At 42.6% G+C, this 22,362-nt stretch carries 19 protein-coding genes; 8 read left to right on the top strand and 11 right to left on the bottom strand.

The window, feature by feature from the left end; all coding sequences use genetic code 11:
* Positions 1 to 116 precede the first annotated feature (116 nt).
* Positions 117 to 692, top strand: coding sequence for a Uma2 family endonuclease (locus VF06_RS14260; protein ID WP_099066885.1), 576 nt, complete (start codon positions 117 to 119; stop codon positions 690 to 692).
* Between the two features lie 9 nt (positions 693 to 701).
* On the opposite strand, the gene recG is transcribed toward VF06_RS14260, so the two are convergent.
* The 7 genes from recG to VF06_RS14225 form a co-directional block, all read right to left on the bottom strand.
* On the bottom strand, positions 702 to 3,191 hold the full coding sequence (gene recG / locus VF06_RS14255) for an ATP-dependent DNA helicase RecG (protein WP_099066884.1): 2,490 nt from the start codon (positions 3,189 to 3,191) through the stop codon (positions 702 to 704).
* A 74-nt stretch (positions 3,192 to 3,265) separates the two neighbouring features.
* Positions 3,266 to 4,111 (bottom strand): hypothetical protein, encoded by an 846-nt coding sequence (locus VF06_RS14250; protein ID WP_099066883.1) that lies wholly within the window; start codon positions 4,109 to 4,111, stop codon positions 3,266 to 3,268.
* Between the two features lie 298 nt (positions 4,112 to 4,409).
* Positions 4,410 to 5,351, bottom strand: coding sequence for a translation elongation factor Ts (gene tsf, locus VF06_RS14245; protein ID WP_099066882.1), 942 nt, complete (start codon positions 5,349 to 5,351; stop codon positions 4,410 to 4,412).
* 250 nt (positions 5,352 to 5,601) lie between these two features.
* On the bottom strand, positions 5,602 to 6,396 hold the full coding sequence (rpsB, locus tag VF06_RS14240) for a 30S ribosomal protein S2 (RefSeq protein WP_099066881.1): 795 nt from the start codon (positions 6,394 to 6,396) through the stop codon (positions 5,602 to 5,604).
* Complete coding sequence (locus tag VF06_RS40740) at positions 6,369 to 6,560, bottom strand: hypothetical protein (RefSeq protein WP_180267501.1); 192 nt, start codon at positions 6,558 to 6,560, stop codon at positions 6,369 to 6,371. The genes rpsB and VF06_RS40740 overlap by 28 nt, the downstream gene beginning before the upstream one ends.
* A 119-nt stretch (positions 6,561 to 6,679) precedes the next feature.
* A complete protein-coding gene (locus VF06_RS14235; protein ID WP_099066880.1) occupies positions 6,680 to 7,732 on the bottom strand; it encodes a tellurite resistance TerB family protein in 1,053 nt (350 codons plus the stop codon).
* Positions 7,733 to 7,937: 205 nt separating this feature from the next.
* Positions 7,938 to 9,185, bottom strand: coding sequence for an alpha/beta hydrolase family protein (locus tag VF06_RS14225; protein WP_099066878.1), 1,248 nt, complete (start codon positions 9,183 to 9,185; stop codon positions 7,938 to 7,940).
* A gap of 508 nt (positions 9,186 to 9,693) precedes the next feature.
* On the opposite strand from VF06_RS14225, the gene VF06_RS14220 reads away from it, so the two are divergent.
* Positions 9,694 to 11,622: an alpha-amylase family glycosyl hydrolase gene (locus VF06_RS14220; RefSeq protein ID WP_099066877.1), complete on the top strand. Its 1,929-nt coding sequence runs from the start codon at positions 9,694 to 9,696 to the stop codon at positions 11,620 to 11,622.
* Here VF06_RS14220 and VF06_RS39160 read toward each other — a convergent pair.
* Positions 11,603 to 11,764, bottom strand: a complete 162-nt coding sequence (locus tag VF06_RS39160) for a histidine kinase (protein WP_100793699.1) — start codon at positions 11,762 to 11,764, stop codon at positions 11,603 to 11,605. The two genes, VF06_RS14220 and VF06_RS39160, sit on opposite strands and share 20 nt — an antisense overlap.
* Positions 11,765 to 11,995: 231 nt before the next feature.
* Between VF06_RS39160 and VF06_RS14205 the strand changes: the two genes are divergently transcribed.
* On the top strand, positions 11,996 to 13,132 hold the full coding sequence (locus VF06_RS14205) for an S-layer homology domain-containing protein (protein ID WP_099066875.1): 1,137 nt from the start codon (positions 11,996 to 11,998) through the stop codon (positions 13,130 to 13,132).
* 260 nt (positions 13,133 to 13,392) lie between these two features.
* Here VF06_RS14205 and VF06_RS14200 read toward each other — a convergent pair whose 3' ends face one another.
* The gene (locus tag VF06_RS14200) at positions 13,393 to 13,830 is read right to left on the bottom strand and encodes a CAAD domain-containing protein (protein WP_099066874.1); all 438 of its coding nucleotides are present in this window, start codon (positions 13,828 to 13,830) and stop codon (positions 13,393 to 13,395) included.
* A 718-nt stretch (positions 13,831 to 14,548) separates the two neighbouring features.
* Here VF06_RS14200 and VF06_RS14195 point away from each other — a divergent pair.
* Positions 14,549 to 16,273 (top strand): sensor histidine kinase, encoded by a 1,725-nt coding sequence (locus VF06_RS14195; protein ID WP_099066873.1) that lies wholly within the window; start codon positions 14,549 to 14,551, stop codon positions 16,271 to 16,273.
* Here VF06_RS14195 and VF06_RS40735 read toward each other — a convergent pair.
* Positions 16,242 to 16,571 (bottom strand): hypothetical protein, encoded by a 330-nt coding sequence (locus tag VF06_RS40735; RefSeq protein ID WP_180267919.1) that lies wholly within the window; start codon positions 16,569 to 16,571, stop codon positions 16,242 to 16,244. The genes VF06_RS14195 and VF06_RS40735 overlap by 32 nt on opposite strands.
* A gap of 192 nt (positions 16,572 to 16,763) precedes the next feature.
* Here VF06_RS40735 and VF06_RS14185 point away from each other — a divergent pair, with 192 nt between their 5' ends.
* A complete protein-coding gene (locus VF06_RS14185) occupies positions 16,764 to 17,204 on the top strand; it encodes a CU044_2847 family protein (protein ID WP_099066871.1) in 441 nt (146 codons plus the stop codon).
* A gap of 419 nt (positions 17,205 to 17,623) precedes the next feature.
* Here the strand turns inward: VF06_RS14185 and VF06_RS39155 are convergent, their stop codons facing one another.
* Positions 17,624 to 17,803, bottom strand: coding sequence for a hypothetical protein (locus tag VF06_RS39155; protein ID WP_143861656.1), 180 nt, complete (start codon positions 17,801 to 17,803; stop codon positions 17,624 to 17,626).
* 398 nt (positions 17,804 to 18,201) lie between these two features.
* On the opposite strand from VF06_RS39155, the gene VF06_RS14180 reads away from it, so the two are divergent.
* From VF06_RS14180 to VF06_RS14170, 3 genes are read left to right on the top strand one after another with little or no spacing between them, the layout of a single operon-like run.
* Positions 18,202 to 19,212 carry an AAA family ATPase gene (locus VF06_RS14180; RefSeq protein ID WP_099066870.1) on the top strand — a complete coding sequence of 337 codons (1,011 nt, stop codon included), beginning with the start codon at positions 18,202 to 18,204 and terminating at the stop codon, positions 19,210 to 19,212.
* Position 19,213: 1 nt separating this feature from the next.
* Positions 19,214 to 21,073 carry a hypothetical protein gene (locus tag VF06_RS14175; RefSeq protein ID WP_143861657.1) on the top strand — a complete coding sequence of 620 codons (1,860 nt, stop codon included), beginning with the start codon at positions 19,214 to 19,216 and terminating at the stop codon, positions 21,071 to 21,073.
* Positions 21,070 to 22,359, top strand: a complete 1,290-nt coding sequence (locus VF06_RS14170) for a CHAT domain-containing protein (protein WP_099066868.1) — start codon at positions 21,070 to 21,072, stop codon at positions 22,357 to 22,359. The genes VF06_RS14175 and VF06_RS14170 overlap by 4 nt, the downstream gene beginning before the upstream one ends.
* Positions 22,360 to 22,362: the final 3 nt, after the last annotated feature.

Below are 22,362 nucleotides of genomic sequence, written 5' to 3'. Positions count from 1 at the left end.
TGGCAAGGAAACTTGCACCATCACCATAAAATCTCGAATGTGAAATACTTATGGTGGCACTACTCCTAAAAATCATCTCAATACTAATCTACTGGTAGCAAAATTAAAAGGCAATTATGACTGCCCTAATTCTTAACCTCAGCCCCACAATTGAACTAACAGACGAGCAATTCTTCCAACTGTGTCAAAATAATCGAGATTTGCGACTTGAGCGCACGGCAGAGGGAGAATTAATTATCATGCCACCAACTGGATGGGAAAGCGGAAATCGAAATTCAAAACTAACAGCCCGGTTAGAATTTTGGAGTGAGGCTGATGGTACAGGGCTGACTTTTGACTCTTCAACGGGTTTCAAGCTTCCTAATGGTGCAAATCGGTCTCCTGATGCGTCTTGGGTGAGTCGCCAGCGATTAGAAGCCTTAAATCCAGACCCCGACAGATTCCTACCAATGGCACCCGATTTTGCGGTGGAATTACGCTCTGCTTCAGACAGCTTAAAAACTGTGCAAGAAAAGATGCGGGAATACATTAGCAATGGTGTGCGTTTAGGTTGGCTAATCGATCCCCAAAACCAACGAGTAGAAATTTATCGCCCAGGAAAAGATGTTGAGATTCTGCAATCGCCCACTAGTTTATCAGGAGAGGATGTCTTACCTGGGTTTGTGTTAGATTTAGCACAGATTTTGAACTAATGGCTGTTTTTACGTCAAAATCGCTCCGCCCATCAACCGCTCATATCGATATTTCAATTCTTCTTTCATCAAAAACCAGCGCTCTAAAGTCACATCCATCTCTATGATTTTTTCAGCTGCTTGCCGTGCCAAAAGTAAAACTTCTTCATCTTCAACCAAACTCGCCAAAGTAAAATCCGGCACTCCAGATTGACGAGTTCCCAGTACTTGCCCCGGCCCGCGAAAACGCATATCCATTTCTGAGATGAAAAAGCCATCTTGGGACTGTTCCAAAACCCTCAATCTTTGTTGTGCATCGGGATTCCTAGAACTGCTCATCAACAAACAGTAAGACTGAGCCGCGCCACGACCAACACGCCCCCGTAATTGGTGCAATTGCGATAACCCAAATCGCTCTGCATTTTCAATGAGCATCACTGTAGCGTTAGGCACGTCTACACCCACCTCAACAACAGTAGTTGAAACTAAAATTTGTGTTTCGTTATCCCGAAATTTAGTGATTGCGTCGTCTTTTTCGGCTGAACTCATGCGACCGTGGAGCAGCCCCACCTGAAAATCTGGAAAAACGCTTTCCTGTAACTTTTGATGCTCATCTACCGCAGATCGCAAGTCTAATTTTTCTGATTCTTCCACTAACGGCAAAACTACATAAACTTGCCTTCCTTGGGCAATTTCTCGACGCATCAGTTCATAAGCATGGTTGCGTTGCTGACCTGATAGCATTGTTGTTTGTATCTTTTGCCGTCCTGGTGGTAACTCATCAATTTGGCTAACGTCTAAATCCCCGTGTATTGTCAGTGCTAAAGTTCGGGGAATCGGAGTAGCTGTCATTGTTAACACATGAGGTTGCTGGCCTTTTTGCTGCAAACGCGCCCGTTGTTCTACCCCAAAGCGATGTTGTTCGTCAATTACTACTAACCCCAAACGCTGGAAATTCACAGGGTCTTGAATCAAGGCATGAGTTCCCACCAATAGCGGTAGTTCACCTGTTTCCAACTGAGAATGTATTTGTCTGCGTTTAGCAGTTTTCGTTGAACCAGTCAGTAATTCCACTGGTAAATGCAGCAAGTTAAACCAACTAACTAACTTGCGATAATGCTGTTCTGCTAAAACTTCTGTGGGAGCCATCAGCGCCGCTTGATAGCCAGATTGAATTGCTGCCAGGATAGCCAGCACCGCAACCACAGTTTTACCGGAACCGACATCGCCTTGCACCAAACGATTCATGGGTGCGGGTTTTTGCAAGTCGTTGAGGATATCGTTAATGACTCGTTGCTGTGCCCCAGTGAGTTGAAAAGGCAGTATTTCGTAAAATTTCTCTATCAGTTGACCGCGTGGTGCGAGAATAGCAGCCTTTTGAATTGCCTTTGCTTGTTGTTGACGTTGCAGTAAACCGAGTTGCAGGTAGAAAAATTCGTCAAATACTAGACGACGACGAGCGACTTGCAGAGTTTCGCCATCTTTGGGAAAGTGAATATTGGCGATCGCATCTTTCAATTCCATCAAAGCATATTTCTGCCGCAAACCACTAGGCAAAGGGTCTTTCAATTGAGCCGCAGCCGGTAAAGCCGCAATTACCGCTTGTCGCACTGCATTGGCCACCACTCCCTCTGTCAATGCATAAATTGGCACCACACGTCCAATATTCAGCGACTCAATGGCATCCCCTGGATTTGCCAAAACTTCTAATTCAGGATTATCCAGCGTCAAGCCGTATTTGCTTTCTTTCACCAACCCGCAGGCGGCCACAATACTACCTACCTGATAACGGCGTTTTAAACTTTCTTGCCAACCGCGACTACTATAGCGGCTACCTGCGTAAAAACGCCCAATTTTAATTTGACCGCTGTTATCTTTTACTACCAATTCTAAAATAGATAATTTCTGATTCTTGGGGCTAGTAAAGCAGTTGCAACGCTTCACCGTTGCCACTATTGTCACCGTTTCACCCGCTTGTAACTCACGGATGTTCACCTGACGCGCATAGTCAATGTGGTCGCGGGGATAATAAAAAAGCAAATCCCGGATGGTATACAAACCAAGACGCGCTAAATTATCAGCTCTTTTAAAGCCGATTTCTGGTAAATCGCTCAGCTTTTGCTCAATTTTCGGAGCCAGCCTCCGGCTCACCTCAGCAACAATAGGAGTTGTTGGATTTTGGATTTTGGATTGATAACTTCTCCTCTGCTCCCCTGCTTCCCCGCTTCTTTGCTCCCCTTCCTCATCCTCCTGCTGTAGCTGGTAAAGATACCTACGAGTCTCTGCTACTAAGTGTTGCCTTTCTTCCACCGCTAAATGTGGATAACTGGCAAATTGCACCGCTAATCCTTGCCAACGACGGCGTTCGTTTTGGGGTAAACCTGCGGGAAATTTTCCCAAAGTCAAGCTAAGAAATTCGCTAAAGCGGTATTGTCTGCCCATCAAATCTGAGAAACCATGTTCGGCTTCTACTGCCAAGGCTTTGTGCAATCTTATCCAATCTGGTTTTTCATTACTCATTGGTTATTGGGCATGGGGCATAGGGCATAGGGCATTGTATTAATGACTAATGACTAATGACTAATGACTAATAACTAATTTTCAAACCAACTAGCACGCCAAGCAGCTTCAGCTTCAGCAACGGTTTTTTCTCGAAGTTTCTTTTGATACTCCCGTTCTAGTTTGTTGAGCTGAACTAAAATACCCCGAATCTGCCTGCGTTCCGATGAGAGTGTCGGGTCAGCAAATTCAATTTCCCCCAGTCGCAAATTAATAGCCATAATCTGTGTCAGACCAGAATCTTCTGACTGCTGCTCATTGTCAATTTCAATTATTAAGTTTAATAAGTTGGGCGGCCCTGGCATTACTTCAGCAGATGCTTCTGATGCCGCCGCAGCCGCAGCTGCTAAAATCGGTTCTGGTAATTTTTTCGGTAATATCCCGGCTTTTTGTAATAAAACATTAGCCTCATGGGATACTTTTTTCAGTATTTCTTGCGTAATATCCTCTGTATTCTGTTGCCATTTTGCTAGTTCTATGGGATTGGAGGTATCAGGGAATGAGAGGGATAAAGAAGTATTTTCTTCTTCATCTCCCCCGACTTCCTCATCTTGCTCATCTTCCCCTACTTCCTCATCTTGCTCATCTTCCCCTACTTCCTCACTGTTAATATAAGCAACCAACTGCTCCGCTGCCACTTGACTTAACTTGCGGATGCCTTGTTGCAATTGCTGGCGCTGATTCAATGACAAATTCAGGAAGTTTTCTGGATACCCTTGAGTACAAAGGTGGTAAGTAGCTAGAATCAACTGTTTTTGTAAAGTTACTCCCAAGCTGGCTAGATAACTAGCATAAGCGGTTTGTAGTTGTAGTGCGATCGCTCCAATAGCTTCTTTAAGTGCTGCAATATCCCGCTCAATTCGCTCAATTGCTCTTGCCATAACTTCTCGCTCTTACCCATATCAACCACTAAATAGTACTAATGTACGTATTTATTTTAGATAACTTTCTCAAGCATTTTAAATTTTGAATTATATGCGAAATTTCGCTGCTCTATTAATAAAATACAGGTCAGGCTATTGGCTTGACCTGTCCTTAAATAAGTTAGGAGTTATGAATTGTGAGTGATGAATTATCAAGTCAACTCCTAACTCTTAACCCCAGTTATGAATTATCAAGTCAACTCCTAACTCCTAACTCCTAACTCCTAACTCCTAACTCCTAACTCCTAACTAAATATTACTTGCCCATTTGTGCGGCGACTTCTTCAGCGAAGTTACTTTCTTCCTTTTCAATGCCTTCACCCAGTACATAGCGGACAAAGCGATTTACTTGGATGTCTTCGCCTAATTGCCCCTTGACTTGCTTCAACAATTCTTCTACGGAAATACTTTGATCTCGAATATAAGGTTGATCTAGCAAAGTCAATTCTTTAAGGCGTTTGTCAATTCGTCCCTGAACAATTTTTTCTTTGATGTTATCTGGCTTGTTCGCCAAATCATCCTTGGCCATTTCAATGGCTTTTTCTTTTTGGGCTACTTCGGCAGGAATTTGCTCTACGCTGACATACTCGACATTGGGGCAGGCTGCAACTTGCATGGCTGCGTTCCGCGCTAAGCTTTGGAATTCTTCTTTAGCAGCAGCTGATTCTGTTTTGGAACCCAATTCTACCAATACACCAACTCGACCGCCGGTGTGAATGTAGCTATCGACGATACCTTGGGAACCTTCTGCCAGTTCAAATTTGATAAACCGACGCAGTTGGATGTTTTCGCCAAGTGTGCCAATAGTCTGCTTGATGAATTCATCTACAGTCACACTTTGATCTTCAATGTAGGGTTGAGCTAACAAAGACTCAACACTGTCAGCAGTTGTCGCTTGCTTAGCTAGGTTTTTCACCAAAGCTTTAAAAGCCTCGTTACGAGCCACAAAATCGGTTTGGCAGTTGAGTTCTATGAGTACACCGACTCGACCACCGGATTCAATATAGGTGTCTACTAGACCTTCAGCTGCAATGCGATCGCTTTTTTTACCCGCTGAAGTGATGCCCTTTTTCCGTAGCCAATCTATGGCTTCATCTATATTGCCATCAGTTTCTTTCAGCGCCTTTTTACAGTCCATCATGCCAGCACCAGTTTTTTGGCGTAGCTCTTGGACGAGTTTTGCAGATATTTCCGCCATGTTCCCTCAATTCCTAACTTGACCTCGAAATTGTAATTGCTCACCTAATTTAGTGCTGAGTGCTGAGTTTTGAGTGTTCATACCAAATTGATGTAGGAAGTATTTTTTGAAATTCTGGAACTTTATAGCAAAGGCTTTTCATCCAAAATCCAAAATCCAAAATCCAAAATCCAAAATTCGTATGACTTATCAAAACTCAGCACCATCCAATTTGCTGAGTATCTCTATCTTACTCAGCGCTCAGCACTCATTATTCTTCTTCGTCGTCATCGGGGATCAAGGTGTCAGTGTAGTCACCCTCTTCGTAATCTTCCTCATACTCAGCACCTTCATAATCCTCGTAATCTTCTTCGACATCGAGTTGACCGTGACGACCTTCATAAATGGCATCTGCCAATTTTCCGACTATCAGCTTGATGGATCTGATGGCATCGTCGTTTGCTGGTATGGGGATGTCAACTACATCTGGGTCGCAGTTTGTATCCAGCATAGACACAATGGGAATGTTGAGTTTTTGGCACTCTTGAACAGCGTTATATTCCCGACGTTGGTCTACAATCACCACGATATCGGGGACTTTTCGCATTGTTTTAATGCCGCCCAAGTATTTTTGCAGCTTCGCCATTTCCCGACGCAGCATTGATGCTTCTTTTTTCGGCAATAAATCTAGTGCGCCGCTTTCTTCCCGCCGTTCTAAATCTTTGAGGCGGTCTACCCGTGTTTTAATAGTCGCCCAGTTGGTAAGCATTCCTCCCAACCAGCGTTGGTTAATGTAATGGGAACCGCAACGGCTAGCTTCTTGGGCAATAATTCCAGCAGCTTGACGCTTTGTGCCGACAAAAAGAAATTTCTTGCCTTGTTCAGCTTGTGTACGCATATAACTATAAGCGTCTTCCATCAACTGGGCAGTCTGCACCAAGTCGATGATATGCACCCCATTGCGAGATGTGTAAATATAAGGGGACATTTTCGGGTTCCAACGCCGGGTCTGATGCCCAAAGTGAACCCCTGACTCCATCATTTGAGCCAATGAAACAACTGGCATAAATTTTTCAACTCCATTCGGGTTAAACCTCCATCCAAGCGTATTTCCCAATTGAGAAACACCCGAATTCTTAGATGTGTGAGATTAGTTAGCCATACTAGGTTAGCATATTCGCTAAATTTAGGGCATTGGGCATTGGGCATTGGGCATTGGGCATTGGGCATCGGAAGAGGACAAGGAGAATAATTTTAACTTCTCACCGGAGTTTCAAAGTCTCCGGCTCAGCTAAACATTCAACACTCAGCACTCCCCGTTTGCCCCATGCCCTATGCCCCATGCCCCATTACGCAAACTCAATAGTCTCAACAAACTCTAAAATATTTTCCTTGATATATTCGGCTTCTTCTTCGATGGAATCTGGTGTTTCGCCGTTGAGAAAGCTGTGCTGGCTGCTAACTATGTACAAAAATTGACCGTTGATAAAGGTAAGTAGCCCTCGATATGCATCTAATCTGACAGCAGTTCCATTATTTTCTTGCTTGGAAATCGTGGAACCTTTGGGCATATCCACTAATACGTAGTAAGCCCCTGATAAAGTATCTTCTAAGTATTTAGTATATTCTACTGTGGCATCTGGTACGTTCGCTAAAATTGCTTGGGGTACGTATTTGTCTACTAAAATTGAATGTAAATATTTTTGTTGTCCCAGAGATTCGAGTTCCTCTAACTGTTCCACAGGGAAAGGATAATAGTCAATTCTCAGCAAAGTCCCCATATCATCAGAAAAGCCTACTACTCCTTCCTGGCTTTGAATTCTACCGCCGTTTTCGATATCCACTGGAACGGGTACTGTAAAATTACCCAAAGGAGATTTGTAGGTCTGTTGGATATATTCATCTATAATTACTGTTTCATCTTCATCATCTGCATATTCTTCTTCTTGTTCAGCTTCTTCAAAAACTGCAATTACTTCTTTAATAATTTCCTCTGCTTCTTCATCTTCAAGTTCTAAGGCTGTTTGTAGCTTTTTGAGGTAGCCTTGTTTTTGTTTGGGAATGCCAAGTTCGTCGTCTAAAAGTACTATGACTGCGGCGGCGAAACCATCGAGTACCAATTCATCAGAGAGAGAAATTTTAGCGGTATTAAACAAGCAACCGAGTCCTTCGTCTTCTGCAATACCTATGAGTCGATCTACGATTTCGACAATTTCATCTTCTGAGTATTCTTCAAAAACCTCGAATTCCCAAAGTACACCAGCTAAACTTTCTGCATCCACATCTTCAATAGATAAATCAGCGATCGCTGTGACAGTCGCGATGGCTGCTACGGCTTCCTCTGGACTTAGGGATTCTTCTGATGTCTCGGATGAGTTAAAAATCTTGTCATATTTGCTCATAATTGTTACCAGGATAGATTGCTATATAGTCATAACAGTTTGAAAGTGAAAATGGTCAGTTTAGCAATGGAGTGAATCTCCAAAAGAAAAACTTCAGTAATATGCTGATTGACAACAATGTAAAATTTGAGATTGATGATTAAAAATCTGGAACAAAAAACTTTTGAGGGGAATTTCTCCAAAGCGATAACCAGAAAACTAGCCTTTACCACTCACTTTTGTATTCTTTATCTCCATTGGTAACATACAAAAAACGTTCGGCAATATTTTCGTAAAAACTGGCATCGAACCAGTAACCTTGGTGTCCTTGGTCACCCCAGGATGCTTGATATTTCATTTCAACGTTATCTAGGTTTTCATAGTAATCTAGGTGACCGCTAATTGGATCTTGCAGATGGTAGTAATTAACCCAACGAACTCCATCGAGTTTGCATTCAACTGGATTTTTGATTGAGTATTGATTTTTTTGTGTAAATTCTGGTTTGACGCGGAAGGAATTGAGGTGTTCTAAAATTCGCTGCCTAATATACTGTCCCTCCTGCGGTACTTCTCTAAAGAAAAAGGCGATTTTATCTAGTGGCGAACCAAAGGTAATTAATCCTTTTATTTTATCTAATAAAAGATTGTTATTTTTATCTTGAGAAAGGCTGGCTTCAATACACAGGAGGTTTAATGTGTCGTAAGCAATACAGCTCCCAAGGGAATGCCCCGCTATAATTACTTGGTCGTAATTTGCTTGTTTATCTTTCAAAATTGCTTTCAGTAATGTTAAAGATTCACTCAAAATTTGCTGACGAATTATTTTATAAGGCGATTTTTGGTCAGTGGTACTGTAAATAGTGATATCACCCACAAAATCAACCAATGGGGGAGTAACAAGTTGTTTGCTTAACTGCCAAGCTGATTGGAGAAAACGACCTTTGAGAAATGGCCCTGCTAAGAACAGAATTAACCAAACACCCATTCGTAATACTGGATATAAAAAGTTAAATATCCGCAGCAATATTGTTAGCGATCGCAGCCGATATTTAAAAAAACTTTTATTATCTCTGTTAGCCAATAAACTATCTAATAGAAATTGGTTTTCCTTACGGTTATAAAACTTAATCGTCCCATTTAAAGTTTGTTCTGCCCATTGCAATATCTCAGGTACAGTGATTTTTTTTTCTGTATAAGGTGACCAGTAGTACTCGTGAACATCAATTAGCCAATCTTCATTACTAGCTGATTTCAATCTCACGAAGCTTTCTGTCCAAACAGACCCAGTTGATAGTCTGCGTTTAGCTATTAGATGTTCTAAATTGAAAGCTAAATTTTGTTTATCAAAATATTTCAGAAAATTATGGGTGAAAAAATCTACAGTTTCAAAAGGATTTTGTTCGCCAATACCGTGGATAAACAGAAATGCTGTGCGACCTTTGAGCAATCTCACCCTTTTTGGTTTATCTGTCATAAATGATGACCATTTTCATAGTAAATAGAAAGACAAAAATGAATAAATTCAAAATTCACACATTAAATACAGCCACCCCACTTGCGGGTGGGGTTTCTCAAATTCTTATTTACTTTATTACTTTATTGAAAAATATCGAAGATAGTTAGTTATTTTTTAAACAATTAATTTCGCTGAATTGATCTGTGAAGCTGAACAACGATGTAATAGATGTGTCCACTTGAGTCCAACACATCCTCTTATCAGTATTTACCGTCAGTTTTAGACTATAAATTATTGATATTATTAACTTTTGTTAAAAATGAATTGCCCCTAAAACTGCTATATTTTTTTGTTTTATCCTCTAGCAGATGAATTATGTCTATGGATAGAATTATAAACTAGCTAGCGGTAGATACGTACACCGCAGGCAGGATGTCAAAATACCGACGTTTGCAGTTACACAAGATATTCAAAACATCTACTGTTTAATATACAAACGTAAATTCCCTGAGATTTTGAGTTTTTTATGGTAAAAACACCTCCATCCCAATTTTCACCAGAACAATACAAAGTTGATTCAGCAACAGAAAAAGTAGAAGCTTTAATACAAACGCCTCCATCAGATACTGAAATCAATCTAGACTTTCTCTACACTAGGGATATTGAATTTCGTCAGGAGACAATCTACTTTCTCGTAGTCGATCGCTTTCATGATGGCGATCCAGATAACAGCGAAGGTGCAAACTCAGAACTCTACGATCCAACTAAGCAAGATTGGGGTAAGTATTGGGGTGGCGACTTGCAAGGTGTGATTGACAAATTGGATTATCTCAAAAACATGGGAGTTAGCGCTATTTGGTTAACTCCACTGTTTGAGCAAGTGGAAGAGTTGTTTGTCGGTAATGCCGCGCTACATGGTTATTGGACAAAAGACTTCAAGCGACTTAATCCTCGGTATATTGCCAACGGCGAAAACCCTTCTTTAAATGCTACTCAAGAAGAAAAAAATACTACCTTCGATCGCTTAATTGCCGAACTGCACAAGCGCAATATGAAGCTGATACTAGATATTGTCTGCAACCATAGCAGTCCTGATACCAGCGGTAGTAAAGGTGAACTATATGATGATGGTGTCAAAATAGCTGACTTCAATGATGATGTCAATCACTGGTATCACCACTATGGCGAAGTGCAAAACTGGGAAGACGAATGGCAAGTGCAAAACTGTGAATTAGCCGGTTTAGCAACTTTTAATGAAAACAATAGCGATTATCGTCAGTATATCAAGTCAGCAATTAAACAGTGGCTAGACCGTGGTGTAGATGCACTGCGGGTGGATACCGTCAAACACATGCCCATTTGGTTTTGGCAAGAATTCACCGGCGACATCAGCAATCACAAACCAGATGTGTTTATCTTTGGTGAGTGGATTTACAGTAATCCTAGTGACGATCGCTCCGTGGAATTTGCCAACCACTCAGGCATGACCATGCTAGACTTTGGACTATGCGTGGCAATTCGGGCAGCACTAGCCCAAGGTTCGGAAAACGGATTCCATACAATTCAATATATTTTTGACCAAGATCATCGCTACAGTGGGGCTACAGAGTTAGTCACCTTCATTGATAACCACGATATGCCCCGTTTCCAATCGCTGAACCCCGATCCAGCGATGTTGAGGGTGGCCATAGCCTTAATCATGACATCTCGCGGTATTCCCTGTATATATTACGGCACAGAACAATATCTGCATAACGACACCGACGGCGGTAACGATCCATATAATCGCCCGATGATGGAAAGCTGGGATACAGATACAGAAGTATATCGTTACATCAGATTATTGTCTGGTTTACGGCGACTCAATCCCGCAGTTTCAATGGGTAGCCACTGGCAAAAATACTTAACAAACGACGTTTATTGTTACGTCCGCCGTTATCGCGATTCTCTATGTTTCGTTGCTTTAAACCGGGGAGGAGAAGTTACTCTCCCAGAAGTAGAAACAGAATTACCTGATGGGGAACATACTTGTGTATTGACTCGTAACAAGTATGAAGTGAAAGACGGTAAAATCTACGACTTGGTACTCGAAGAACGGGGAGTAATTGTTTTCAGCCACGTTGGCGAACGGATTAAAGGGCAAACCATAGTCCGCGCCCAACTCAATGGCGTACAAACTCAACCAGGTGAAACCATTGTTGTGATTGGAGACTGCCCAGAGTTAGGCAACTGGGATATTAGCAAAGCCTATCCTTTGGAATACATCAATACTAATACTTGGTTTGCCGAGATTCCCTTCAATGAGAGTGCAGGCAAACTGATTGCCTATAAATATGCCTTATGGCGGGAAGGGCAATCGCCCCTGCGCGAAAATCTCGTTAACCGCCGTTGGGTAATTGCCAAAGAAGGTACCGTTAAATGGCGTGATACCTGGGCTAGTGGACGGGAATCTTAGAATTGGGTATGGGGCATTGGTCATTGGGCATTGGGCAAGGGGGAGAATGAAAAATTACTTCTTTCCCCCCTGCTCCCTTGTCTCCCTTGTCTCCCTTGTCTCCCTCATCTCCCTCATCCCCCTCATCTTTGCACCTCCCCACTTCCCTACTCAGTTTTTAAACTAAGGAATAGAACAGGAACGCCAAAGAACTGAACGGCTAGCTGCTCAATTGCGTAGACACCAAGTGGCTTGTCGTCAGACATCGCTCGGTTTGGAACCAGAAGTATAATATTTTTCTTTGAATTATAAATCGAAAATCGCTGGTGTAAAATTGTCATCTGTGGCTTAATTTTTTTAGACACAGATTTTACTGCTACCAGGTGCGATCGCGATGACAAATAGACCTCCTTCCGAACCTGAGTCATCTCAAAGAACTGCCCTTGGCTTTGATGAATTTATAGCGATTTTAGTTGCTTTCACTACTATTGGAGCAATTCTTTTTTGGTCATTGTCACGCAGAGATTCTAGTTGGAATTTCAACAGTTTGCTCTCGCCTTCCCCCACTAGTTCTGCTAGCCCTTACCCCGATAAAGTATCGCCTTCTCCTACTCCCAAAGTAGAACCAAATCCAGCTTCTGAATTCAACTCTTCTCCAACTGCAACTGTTGAACGCAAAACACCTTTATTACCGACTAATAGCCCAACTCCTTACCCTGAAGTCTTATCATCTCCTAAAGTAACTCCGACTCAATCTCCACAACCACAAATACCTGTATCCTCTTCATTAGGGCTTGAGTCCTCAATTGCATCATCAGCGTTACCTTTAGTAACCCCAGCAAAACCAAAATCAATTATTCCACCGCCAATTGCATTCAATGATGTGCCTAGTAACTTCTGGGGTCGGCGTTTTATAGATGTTCTCTCTTCTCGTAGTATTCTCAAAGGATTTCCTGATTATTCTTTTAGACCAAACCAGCCTGTAAACCGCGCTGAATTTGCTGCCATACTACAAAAAGCTTTTAACCAAGAAATTTCTAAGAACGCCATCGCCTTTCAAGATGTACCAACAACATTTTGGGCAAATTCAGCAATTAACCAAGCCATCAGCAACGGATTTCTCAAAGGCTACCCAGAAAAAACCTTCAAGCCACAACAAAATATTTCAAGAGTACAGGTTTTAGTTGCCCTTGCTAGTGGATTGAATTTGAAAACACCTAATTCGCCAAATCAGATTTTAAGTGTTTATGAAGATGCTAAAGATATCCCGTCATATGCTAGAGCTAAAATAGCTGCTGCTACAGCTAATGAACTTGTCGTTAACTATCCAAACCTACAAATCCTTGCTCCCAACAAAGTAGCAACTCGTGGTGAAGTGGCGGCGATGATTCATCAAGCTTTAGTCAAACAAGGTAAATTGAAGGCAATTTCATCTGAAAACATAGTGCGTAGGTATAACCCGTCAGAACCATTACCCCTTCCAAAACAAAACCCAAAGGTTAACTTATCAGCAGGCGGATCATCTCAATAATAAACTTCCAAGGAAAAAATATTTCATTATTGTGTAGCCAGGGAGCAGGGGAGAATAATAATTAACTAGTCACCACTCACCAGTCCCCAGTCATCAGTCAACAATCAACAATCAACCTGATTTTTAGATCGAAACTTCTCCTATGAAAGACGCTACGCCTAGCAAAATCCAGACGAGTGGGTGGAGATTATAAAATCAGGCGTGATTTTGAATGAGAGCATTGGCGTAGCGTCTTGATAAGAGAAGCAAAAGTTCAGATATTAAGCTTCTGGAACTTGTTTACCAACAACTTGTGATTTAAGAGTAGTGATTTCAGAAGTTAACTCTTTTCTAGTTGAGGCTTTGAGTAAATAGCGGTAAACAAACCAAGCAGAGTAGCCAATACCAATCAACTCAAAAGTAGGAGCCACCAAGGGAATATCATTTAGAGCATCCAATACTGCCAAGAGTACTTTAACTCCAACAATTGCTCCCACAATTAGACCAACGCTAACCAAGGGCTGCTTATATTGCTTAAAGAAGTTTCCGACGTATTCAGGTAACGATGCTAAAAAGCTAGAAATTTGCTCCCCATATTTTAGCCATTCGTCTTGGGGCTGGGCGGGAGGCTGGAGTTTGGTAATGGTTCCCGTTTGGGTGTTGATTTCTGGCACTGTAGCCTCTTTGGATGTGGTTTCCGTAAAATCTTGTTCTGGCATTTTTACTCCCAATAAATTTGACAGTTGAGTTTTTTTAATGTGGATAATTACAACCAAAAGGCTGTTGATTAGGTAATGTACGAATCTACCACCACAATTGAGTCAAGGGCAAAAAAATGATTTTAGTATCCTATAACCATAATTGCCCGTAACATCTACTGCATCAACTACAAGGTAGAAAGTCAGTAGTATGATAGAACTCACAAGGCAGCAGAATGTATTATAATCAGCTTCCTGAGTTGTATTTTTTGTCATCAACTCGAATCCTCAGGTTGTAGATTATCCGATTTCGTGTCATTTGCCCATAATCGTACTAAATCTAGATACAAATCATGCAAAAATTAATCCACCTCTCATTTATATAAGCTTAAAAACCGATTTTATCGGATATTAAAGCTATCTTAAGGCATGGGGCATTGGGCATTGGGTATTGGGCATGGGGCATTGGACATGGGGCGTGGGGCATGAGGCATGGGGCAGGGAGCAGAGGTGAGAATTCCCAACTCCTAACTCCTAACTCCTAACTCCTAACTCCTAACTCCTAACTCCTAACTCCTAACTCCTAATGCCCAAACATAAGCCTATCCTAATTAATTGGTAACGAATGATTTGCTCTTGCTATAAAAGAGGATAATCTAGATGTTAACCACCAGTTGAAGTGTTTGTACAAGCTAGACTGATTTGGTGATGTTTGCGGGAAGGCAAGGAGGTTTGAGAAATGCCGACTCAAAAGCCAACCCCTATTGACAGCAGTTCAGAAAACAAAAAAGTGTCAGCGTCAGAGCCATCAACAGACGAACTCCCCACAATAGAATTTCCCTCGCGAGGGAAACTTAAAGCCAGTTCTTGGCGCATTCATCAAAAAATTGGCTATGGCTATTTTGTAGCTATTGGAATTGGCTTTTTTGGTTCGTTGACTGGGTTGGTAATCGCCAACTATTACCGCGGAAGGGAAGTCAGGCAGTTCAATCAAGCCCACGAACAAGGACAACTACTGAGTAATTATAAGGATGCAGTAGTAGGGGCACAATTGCATAGTTCTAATTTAGTTGCTTTGTTGGAAAATTCACAACGGTTACAAAGTAAAAAAGCTGATTTTCTCAAAAGTTTTGAAAAAGCTAAGCAACTAGAATCAGAAATTAACGGATTTATCGACAGCAAACCTCACAGACTAGCCGCAACAAGTTCTACTTTACAGACTTTGTTGCAGGATTATAATACTAATTTAAAAGCTTATGTTGACCAAATAGAAGCGGTTTTAAGCAAAGTTGATTACCAGCCAGTACAGCAACAGGAAATATCTTTGGCGCGATCGCAGTTATTAGAAATTATGCGTAGCGATACAGCGGTGCGGCTAGATCAACTTTCGCAAAATTTGTCCAATATCCTGCAAACTGCCGAAGATCAAGAGCAACAAAGGCAAAGAGCCGTTGAAGAGGCAAAAATAGTTGAGCGGTTTATTATAATTGCGAGTATGCTCGTTTCCGTTGCCATCGCAGCTATTGTAGCTTGGCGGACTAGTCGAGCGATCGCTGAGCCAGTCATCACCGTAACCCAAGTGGCTGAGCAAGTAGCGAGAAAATCTAATTTTGATTTGCGAGCTCCCATCACCACTGAAGATGAAATTGGTCTACTCGCCAAATCTCTGAATCGTTTGATTGAGGCAGTTTCTGAGCGAACTAGAGAATTACAACAAGCTAAAGAATTAGCTGAAGCTGCTAGCAAGGCAAAAAGCATATTTTTGGCAAATGTCAGCCACGAGTTACGCACACCATTAAATGCTGTGATTGGCTTGAGCCAACTTTTAGAAGACGACGCAACCGATCTTGGTTTATCAGTTGACTTTATCACAGACTTAGAAACAATTAACTCTGCTGGTAGGCATTTATTAGAACTCATTAACGACATTCTCGACTTGTCAAAAATTGAAGCCGGGAAAATGACTCTCTATCCAGAGACATTCGAGATTGCAACCCTAATTCATAACGTCGTCCTCACAGTCAAACCAACTATAGAAAAAAATGCTAATGTCTTAGAAGTCGATTTGGATGACCAACTTGGCACTATGTACGCCGATCAAACAAGGATGCGCCAAGTGTTATTAAATCTACTGAGTAATGCAGGTAAATTCACGACAAACGGCAAGGTGACTCTGAGAGTCAGAAGAGAAAAAGACGATTTTACACCAGAAGCTCCTTTAGGGAGCATTACTTTTACTGTCAGCGACACAGGCATAGGTATGTCTCACCGTCAACAGCAACAGTTATTTCAACCTTTTACACAAGGAGATACATCCACTACGAAAAGATACGGTGGTACAGGACTGGGTTTGGCAATTAGCCGTCATTTTTGCCAAATGATGGGCGGTGAAATTATTGTCAACAGTCAGCCGGGAATTGGTTCTACTTTTACTATTCGTCTACCGATGACTGTGCAGGAATAATGTTATGTGAGGTTGAATACTTGTAGTCAAGGCTGATGCGGGGACGCGGGGACGCGGGGACGCGGGGACACGGGGACGCGGGGACACGGGGACGCGGGGACACGGGGACACGGGGACGCGGGGACACGGAGACGCGGGGACGCGGAGAGGCGGGGACGCGGGGACGCGGGGACGCGGGACGCGGGGACGCGGGGACACGGAGACACGGAGACACGGAGACACGGGGACGCGGAGACGCGGAGACGCGGGGACACGGAGAGGCGGGGACGCGGGGACGCGCGGAATTTTGAATCTTCAATCCAAAATTTAAAATCTAAAATCTAAAATCTAAAATTCGGTGAAAGTGCGTTAGCGTTCGCGGAGCGTCTCGTAGAGAAGATCGTCGTAGACATTGCGCCTCATTGCTACCTACTGAGAAAATCATCCGTAATAGTGTGAAAATAACATGTATCTACCCTACGGAAGTTAAATCTTAGGTGGAGTAATACCTGTGGCGATTATTAAAAGTACGAGCGAGGTTGAAGGACAGCTAGTTGAGATTTTCATTGAAGTAGATCAACAACCTGATGCAAATGTAAATAATGGATACGATCCCTATGGGAATACAAGAGGCGATTCTCGGCAAAGGGTTGCCCAAGCTGTCCAGGATGTGGGTGATGTTTTTGGAGAGGGCATAAGGCTAGCGCGTGAATGTGCTGCCAAAGCTATACAAAGTTTTCAACAAATGCATGAGGCTGCCAAGCCCGATGAATTAGAGCTGCAACTGGGTATCAAGGTTGGTTCTGAGGTGGGTGCAGTCATACCAGTAATAGCAAAAGCTAGTGGGGAAGCACAAATGCAAGTCACCATGAAATGGAAACTCAAGGAAACTCCGCAACAATTAATCACTCAGGACACTTCTCAACAATCGCTCACTTCAGCACCTAACTAAGTCCCCTGAATGAAATTAAAGGTTTGTAGTAAGCGCTTTAGCGCTGAAGCGCTTACTACGAGCTTTACTTTTGTTTCTAATACCAATTTTGTATGAATATACGCCAAACTATATGATAAAAAATGTAGACGCATTAGCGAAGCGGTAGCGACGTTCGCGCAGCGTCTCGCAGAGAAGGAGCGTCAGCGGCTTGCCGCAGGCTACCGCAAAGACGAGGCAGTGCGTTGGGCGGGTTCCCCGACTTGAAGCAACTGCCGTGCAAAGCACGCAAAGAAAGAAGAAGAAGCTAAAAAAATTTGGCGCAGCCTTACAAGGAAATGGTATGAGAGGATGTTTGAAAAGTTATGAGTGATGTGCCAAATATTTTTACCCCACCCTAACCCTCCCCTTATAAAGGCTACGGTGTACACACAAGTCTTTTAAAGTTGCTTCGTAACATAGGGTGGGTTAATTTTTGTAGGTCGATGCAACAAAGGTGCGAGTCGATACAACAAACGTGCAGAGCGATACAACAAAGGTGTGAGTCGATGCAACAAAGGTGCAGAGCGATGCAACAAAGGTGCAGGGCGATACAACAAAGTTGCAGGGCGATGCAACAAAGGTGCAGATCAAGAGACTTGTGTGTACACCGTAGCGTTATAAAGGGGAGGGAACCGGATTTTTCTTGTTTCCCCCCTTGATAAGGGGAGCCACTGCGTTGGGGAGCCAGCGCGGTCTTGGGGGTTTCCACGCCAGTTGCTTCAAGTCGGCAGAGCCGCCCAACGCACTGGCTCCCCATGAGCGACTGGCGTCGGCTCTGCCGACTTGTACCGCTAAAGCGGAACCCGTAGGGTAGCAAGTGGCGTGGGGCTAAGGGGGTAACAACGTAATTAAAATCACAGCCAATTACTTTTCAAACAACCTCTAAGTCTTCTGAATTCTGAATTCTGAATTCTGAGTAGCAATAGCAAATTGGCACTAAAGGCTTTTAATCCAAAATCTAAAATCCAAAATCGCTATGACTGTGGAATCAGTTTCGCCATTAGCTAAAATATTGCCTTATTCGCTGATTGTTGGTCAAAAACAGCTAAAACTAGCTTTGGAGTTGGCATATATCGCCCCACGCATTGGTGGTGTGTTACTGAGTGGACAACGGGGAACTGGTAAATCTACGGCTGTACGGGCTTTTACTCAGATGATGTACGCTGGACTCCCGGTTACTTTACCAATTAATGCTACAGAAGACCGAGTAGTTGGGGGTTGGCAAATTGATAAATTAATGCAAAGCCAGCTGGAACCGCAACCAGGATTGCTCACAGATGCAGATGGCAGCTTACTTTATATTGATGAGGTGAATCTACTTGATGACCATATCGTGAATATTATTCTCGATGTCACCTCAACAGGAATCCTAGAGGTGCAACGAGATGGGCAGAATAAACAACTGTCAGTTTCCTTTACACTGGTGGGAACGATGAACCCAGAAGAAGGGGGACTGCGACCACAGTTACTAGACCGTTTTGGTTTAATGGTCAGCGTTACAGCAGAAGCTAATGAGGATGAACGAGTAAAAATTCTGCAAACGGTTTTAGAGTTCGATGAAGCAGTAACTGAATTCAACAAATTAGAAAAAGATAAAAAACGCAAGGATGTACCTGAAACTGAGAAGAAATTGCCGCCTTATATTAATGACGCTTTAGAAGAAGATAAAAAACGCAAAAATGTACTGGAAAAAGCTAGGGAAAAGTTTTCCTCTGTTACAGTTCCTGAAAACATTGCGAGAAACTGCGTGAAGTTAGCAGCAGCTGTCAAAGCCGAAGGTAACCGTGGTGACTATACTATCGCTTTGGCTGCTCGTGCCTATGCAGCACTTCAGGGTGTGGAAGAAGTAACAAACGAACATGTGGCAACTGTGGTTCAGATGGCACTCCAGCATCGTCACCCCGAAGGCCTCCAGAACAGTCAGATGCTGTGGAATGAAAAATATCAGCAGATTGTAAGAGATATTTTAGATCTGGAAGGTGACTGAGTTGGCAGAATCATTTCGACTCAGTTTGGATGACTCATTTACGCGATCGCTTGCCTGTGCTGCCATCACTCCAGGCTTGCGAAGTATCCTGCTGTTTGATAGCTCTCTGGAAGTGTTGCAGTTGGCTGCTCAAATCACAGCCGACATGCTGGAGGTTGTCGTTGGCTATCCAGTGAAAACTGTATATCTCAACAGCTTTGAGTCTGAAGAAAACCTCTGGGGTAGCTGGCAGTTAAGCGCTCAATCAGAAAAACAGGCCTTGGAATGGAAACCGGGTTTGCTGACAAATGATTCCCAATTTTGCTTGGCGATAATTCCAGACTTGACTAAGCTGAGTCTCGCAGCAGCACGAGCTTGTGTGGTGCTAATGGGAGCAGATGTGGCACACCTGGAACGTCACGGACAGCAAAGCCAATTCCAACCGAATATTTGTTGGTTGGCGGGTTGTGCTGTAAGTGAAGTGGGAATGGTTTCTCCGCACTTGTTAGACAGATTTGCTCTGCGGTTAAAAGGACAGATAAGGAAGACGACGGATAGGGCAAAGGAAATTCTGGAATTGATTGATGACGAAGGATTAGAAAAAGCCAAGAAACCTGAACCTTTACCAATTGAAATTAGCGACAAACTTAAAAAAAGTCTGCAACATCATCCTCAAATTAGCCCCAAAGCCATAACCAGGATACTGAATTACACCTCACAACCGGAAATTTATCCACGCAGAGAAATTGCTTTAGCGCGATTGTCTTTGGCAAATGTGCGGCTAGAGGGTGCAGATGAAATGGGCGCAAATCATGTAGATATTGCGGCTCAAATGATTGGTTTGGAACTTATCAGCGAACCAATAAAAGAAACACCAAATCCGATTCCTGAACTTCCCCCAGAACCCACGCCTAAAGAAAAAAAACCACCATCAGAAAAGCAAAATTCACAACTCCCAGGTACAACAGAGAAGATATCTGAGCTTGTGTATCAGCCAGATAAACCTAAGCTTTTACCATCAATACCCCTGAACCTGACTTCTAAGCTAGAAAATCCTTATCCAGAGGATACCGCGACTGTTGAGCGAGAAGTAGATTCACTAAGGTTGCCTACAAGGCGTTTCCGGTCGAAGGCTGCGCCTAGAGGTTCGATTATAGGCGTGGAAAAGGCGAAAACTCTGCAAGACATAGCATTAGTGCCGACATTGTTGGAAGCGGCAAAATATCAGCCAATTCGTCGCAAAAATGAAACGGCGAGCGAAAAATCGTTACTTTTATTGTCTCCTACAGATTTTTATTCTTATCGGCGATCGCCTGTAGCAGAGCAAATGCTGATGCTGGTACTCGATCATACCTGCTTACAAGATTGCGACTGGCAAGAACAATTATTGCCCTACCTCAGTTGGGCGTATGTAGAGAGAGCTAGTGTTTGTTTAATCCAGGTGGGGGCGGCAAATGCTAGCAATTTGTTACAAGCTGAGCGCATCATGGCACACAATATACTTGTGCCTCGGATTAATGCGGGACTAGAAGCCGGACGCGGTAAAGCAACTCCCCTTGCTCATGGTTTGCAATTAGGGTTGCAGACCCTACGCCATGCACTGCAACACGGACGTAGTGCAGTACAGGAGGCGGTACTGGTGGTAATTAGTGACGGGCGGGGGAATGTACCACTAGACGGTTCTATTAAAAAGCCTGTGGGACGTAAAGGCGTAGAAGATGCTTTGCTGGTAGCTGAAAGTATCGGGAAATTGGATAGAGTCAAGAGAGTTTTGCTGAATCCCCAGCCCAAACAATATCGAGATTTGCCCTTAGAACTAGCTGAAAAAATGGGTGCATCTGTGGTTTCGATTCCACCACTGGGGATAGTGGAGGAGGAATGATGGCTGATAAACCAAAGTCTTTGATTCAAAGAGCGATCGCTTCACCAAAAGTTTCGAGTCGAACCAAAGAATTACCTTTTGAAGCTTCAGAGACAGTAAAGCTAACACCAACTACGCCGTCGATACCAAAAGGTACAGAAATTGTAACAGAACCAGAATTACCTGAGGCTAAGAAACTTTACATCACAATCAAGCCACCAGCAAATGTGGCAATTTTACATATTTCTGAATATGGAGAGAATAAATATAGTGTCTGGGGAGGTCATTTATACAAAAAACTAGACCGAACTGACCCAGAAAATAAACCTGAGCTTTCTTTAGGAAAGCAAGTAACAGAGAAAGTTTATCCCGACGAAATTAAAAAGCGGATGAAGAATTTTTCCCATGTAAATCTTGAGCTTCGTAAGTGGATAAAGGATCTAAGGGATGAATTTGGCGAACATTTATGTTTAGTAATAGCCGATCACACAGATTTTGAAATTCCTTGGGAGATGTTAGAATTATCGCCTTATCAATCGCCACATCAATACATAGGTGCTTTAATTACAACAGTTCGTTGGCGAAAAGTTATTAGCATTGTTAATGATAATTATATTGAGTTGAACTTTAAAGCAGATATGTCCTGCGGTAAAACAGTTGCCTATGTACTCGATACAGAATTAGAAGGAGCAAAAGATGAACTTAAAACTTTAACAAAATTGCAAGGAACAATCTACAAAAGCAGTGAAGATAATAGTATATATAAATTCCATACTCATTTACAATACGATTATGCTGACCATAGTTTTGTTTATATCTCTTGTCATGGAACCTTTAAAAATAGCCCAAAGGAAATGGCTCTGGGATCGGGTTCAAAAGAGAACCAACAGTTAAACTTAGAAACTTTAAGTAAATTTCCACTAAATCTGGTTCAACAATCTCAAGGAATTGTCTTTATTAATGCTTGTCATTCTGCTCGTGAGCAAGTCGATCCTGTTATTCGCCACAGCTATCGCATGGGTTTTATAGAACTTTTTTTAGCTCAAGGGGCGCGGGGTGTAATTGGTACATTAGCTGCTGTGGGTGACATTTATGCAGCGGAATTTGCTTGTGAGTTAATTAAAGAATCTTTAACTTTCCCTCAGCTTTCCGTTGCTGCAATACTAAAAAAGCTACGGTTAAAGGCAGTAGAAAATTTAGGCGATAACCCAACTGAAAAACAGCTTTTATCTTTAATATACAGATTCATGTATGTTTACTACGGCAATCCAATGACTGTACTCCGGCTCACTCGACAAGGAGAATAGCCT

Origin of the sequence: Nostoc linckia z4 (assembly GCF_002608075.1) — a bacterium.
GTDB lineage: Bacteria > Cyanobacteriota > Cyanobacteriia > Cyanobacteriales > Nostocaceae > Nostoc > Nostoc linckia.
This window is presented reverse-complemented; position numbering and strand designations above follow the sequence as displayed.

What these genes read in the sequence shown, in the direction of transcription:
- recG (WP_099066884.1), bottom strand. Translation starts at nt 3,191, where the DNA reads ATGAGTAATGAAAAACCAGATTGGATAAGATTGCACAAAGCCTTGGCA.
- tsf (WP_099066882.1), bottom strand. Translation starts at nt 5,351, where the DNA reads ATGGCGGAAATATCTGCAAAACTCGTCCAAGAGCTACGCCAAAAAACT.
- VF06_RS14200 (WP_099066874.1), bottom strand. Translation starts at nt 13,830, where the DNA reads ATGCCAGAACAAGATTTTACGGAAACCACATCCAAAGAGGCTACAGTG.
- VF06_RS14250 (WP_099066883.1), bottom strand. Translation starts at nt 4,111, where the DNA reads ATGGCAAGAGCAATTGAGCGAATTGAGCGGGATATTGCAGCACTTAAA.
- VF06_RS40740 (WP_180267501.1), bottom strand. Translation starts at nt 6,560, where the DNA reads ATGCCCAATGCCCAATGCCCAATGCCCAATGCCCAATGCCCTAAATTT.
- VF06_RS14205 (WP_099066875.1), top strand. Translation starts at nt 11,996, where the DNA reads ATGACAAATAGACCTCCTTCCGAACCTGAGTCATCTCAAAGAACTGCC.
- VF06_RS14195 (WP_099066873.1), top strand. Translation starts at nt 14,549, where the DNA reads ATGCCGACTCAAAAGCCAACCCCTATTGACAGCAGTTCAGAAAACAAA.
- VF06_RS14180 (WP_099066870.1), top strand. Translation starts at nt 18,202, where the DNA reads ATGACTGTGGAATCAGTTTCGCCATTAGCTAAAATATTGCCTTATTCG.
- VF06_RS14170 (WP_099066868.1), top strand. Translation starts at nt 21,070, where the DNA reads ATGATGGCTGATAAACCAAAGTCTTTGATTCAAAGAGCGATCGCTTCA.
- VF06_RS14225 (WP_099066878.1), bottom strand. Translation starts at nt 9,185, where the DNA reads ATGACAGATAAACCAAAAAGGGTGAGATTGCTCAAAGGTCGCACAGCA.
- VF06_RS14235 (WP_099066880.1), bottom strand. Translation starts at nt 7,732, where the DNA reads ATGAGCAAATATGACAAGATTTTTAACTCATCCGAGACATCAGAAGAA.
- VF06_RS14260 (WP_099066885.1), top strand. Translation starts at nt 117, where the DNA reads ATGACTGCCCTAATTCTTAACCTCAGCCCCACAATTGAACTAACAGAC.
- rpsB (WP_099066881.1), bottom strand. Translation starts at nt 6,396, where the DNA reads ATGCCAGTTGTTTCATTGGCTCAAATGATGGAGTCAGGGGTTCACTTT.
- VF06_RS14220 (WP_099066877.1), top strand. Translation starts at nt 9,694, where the DNA reads ATGGTAAAAACACCTCCATCCCAATTTTCACCAGAACAATACAAAGTT.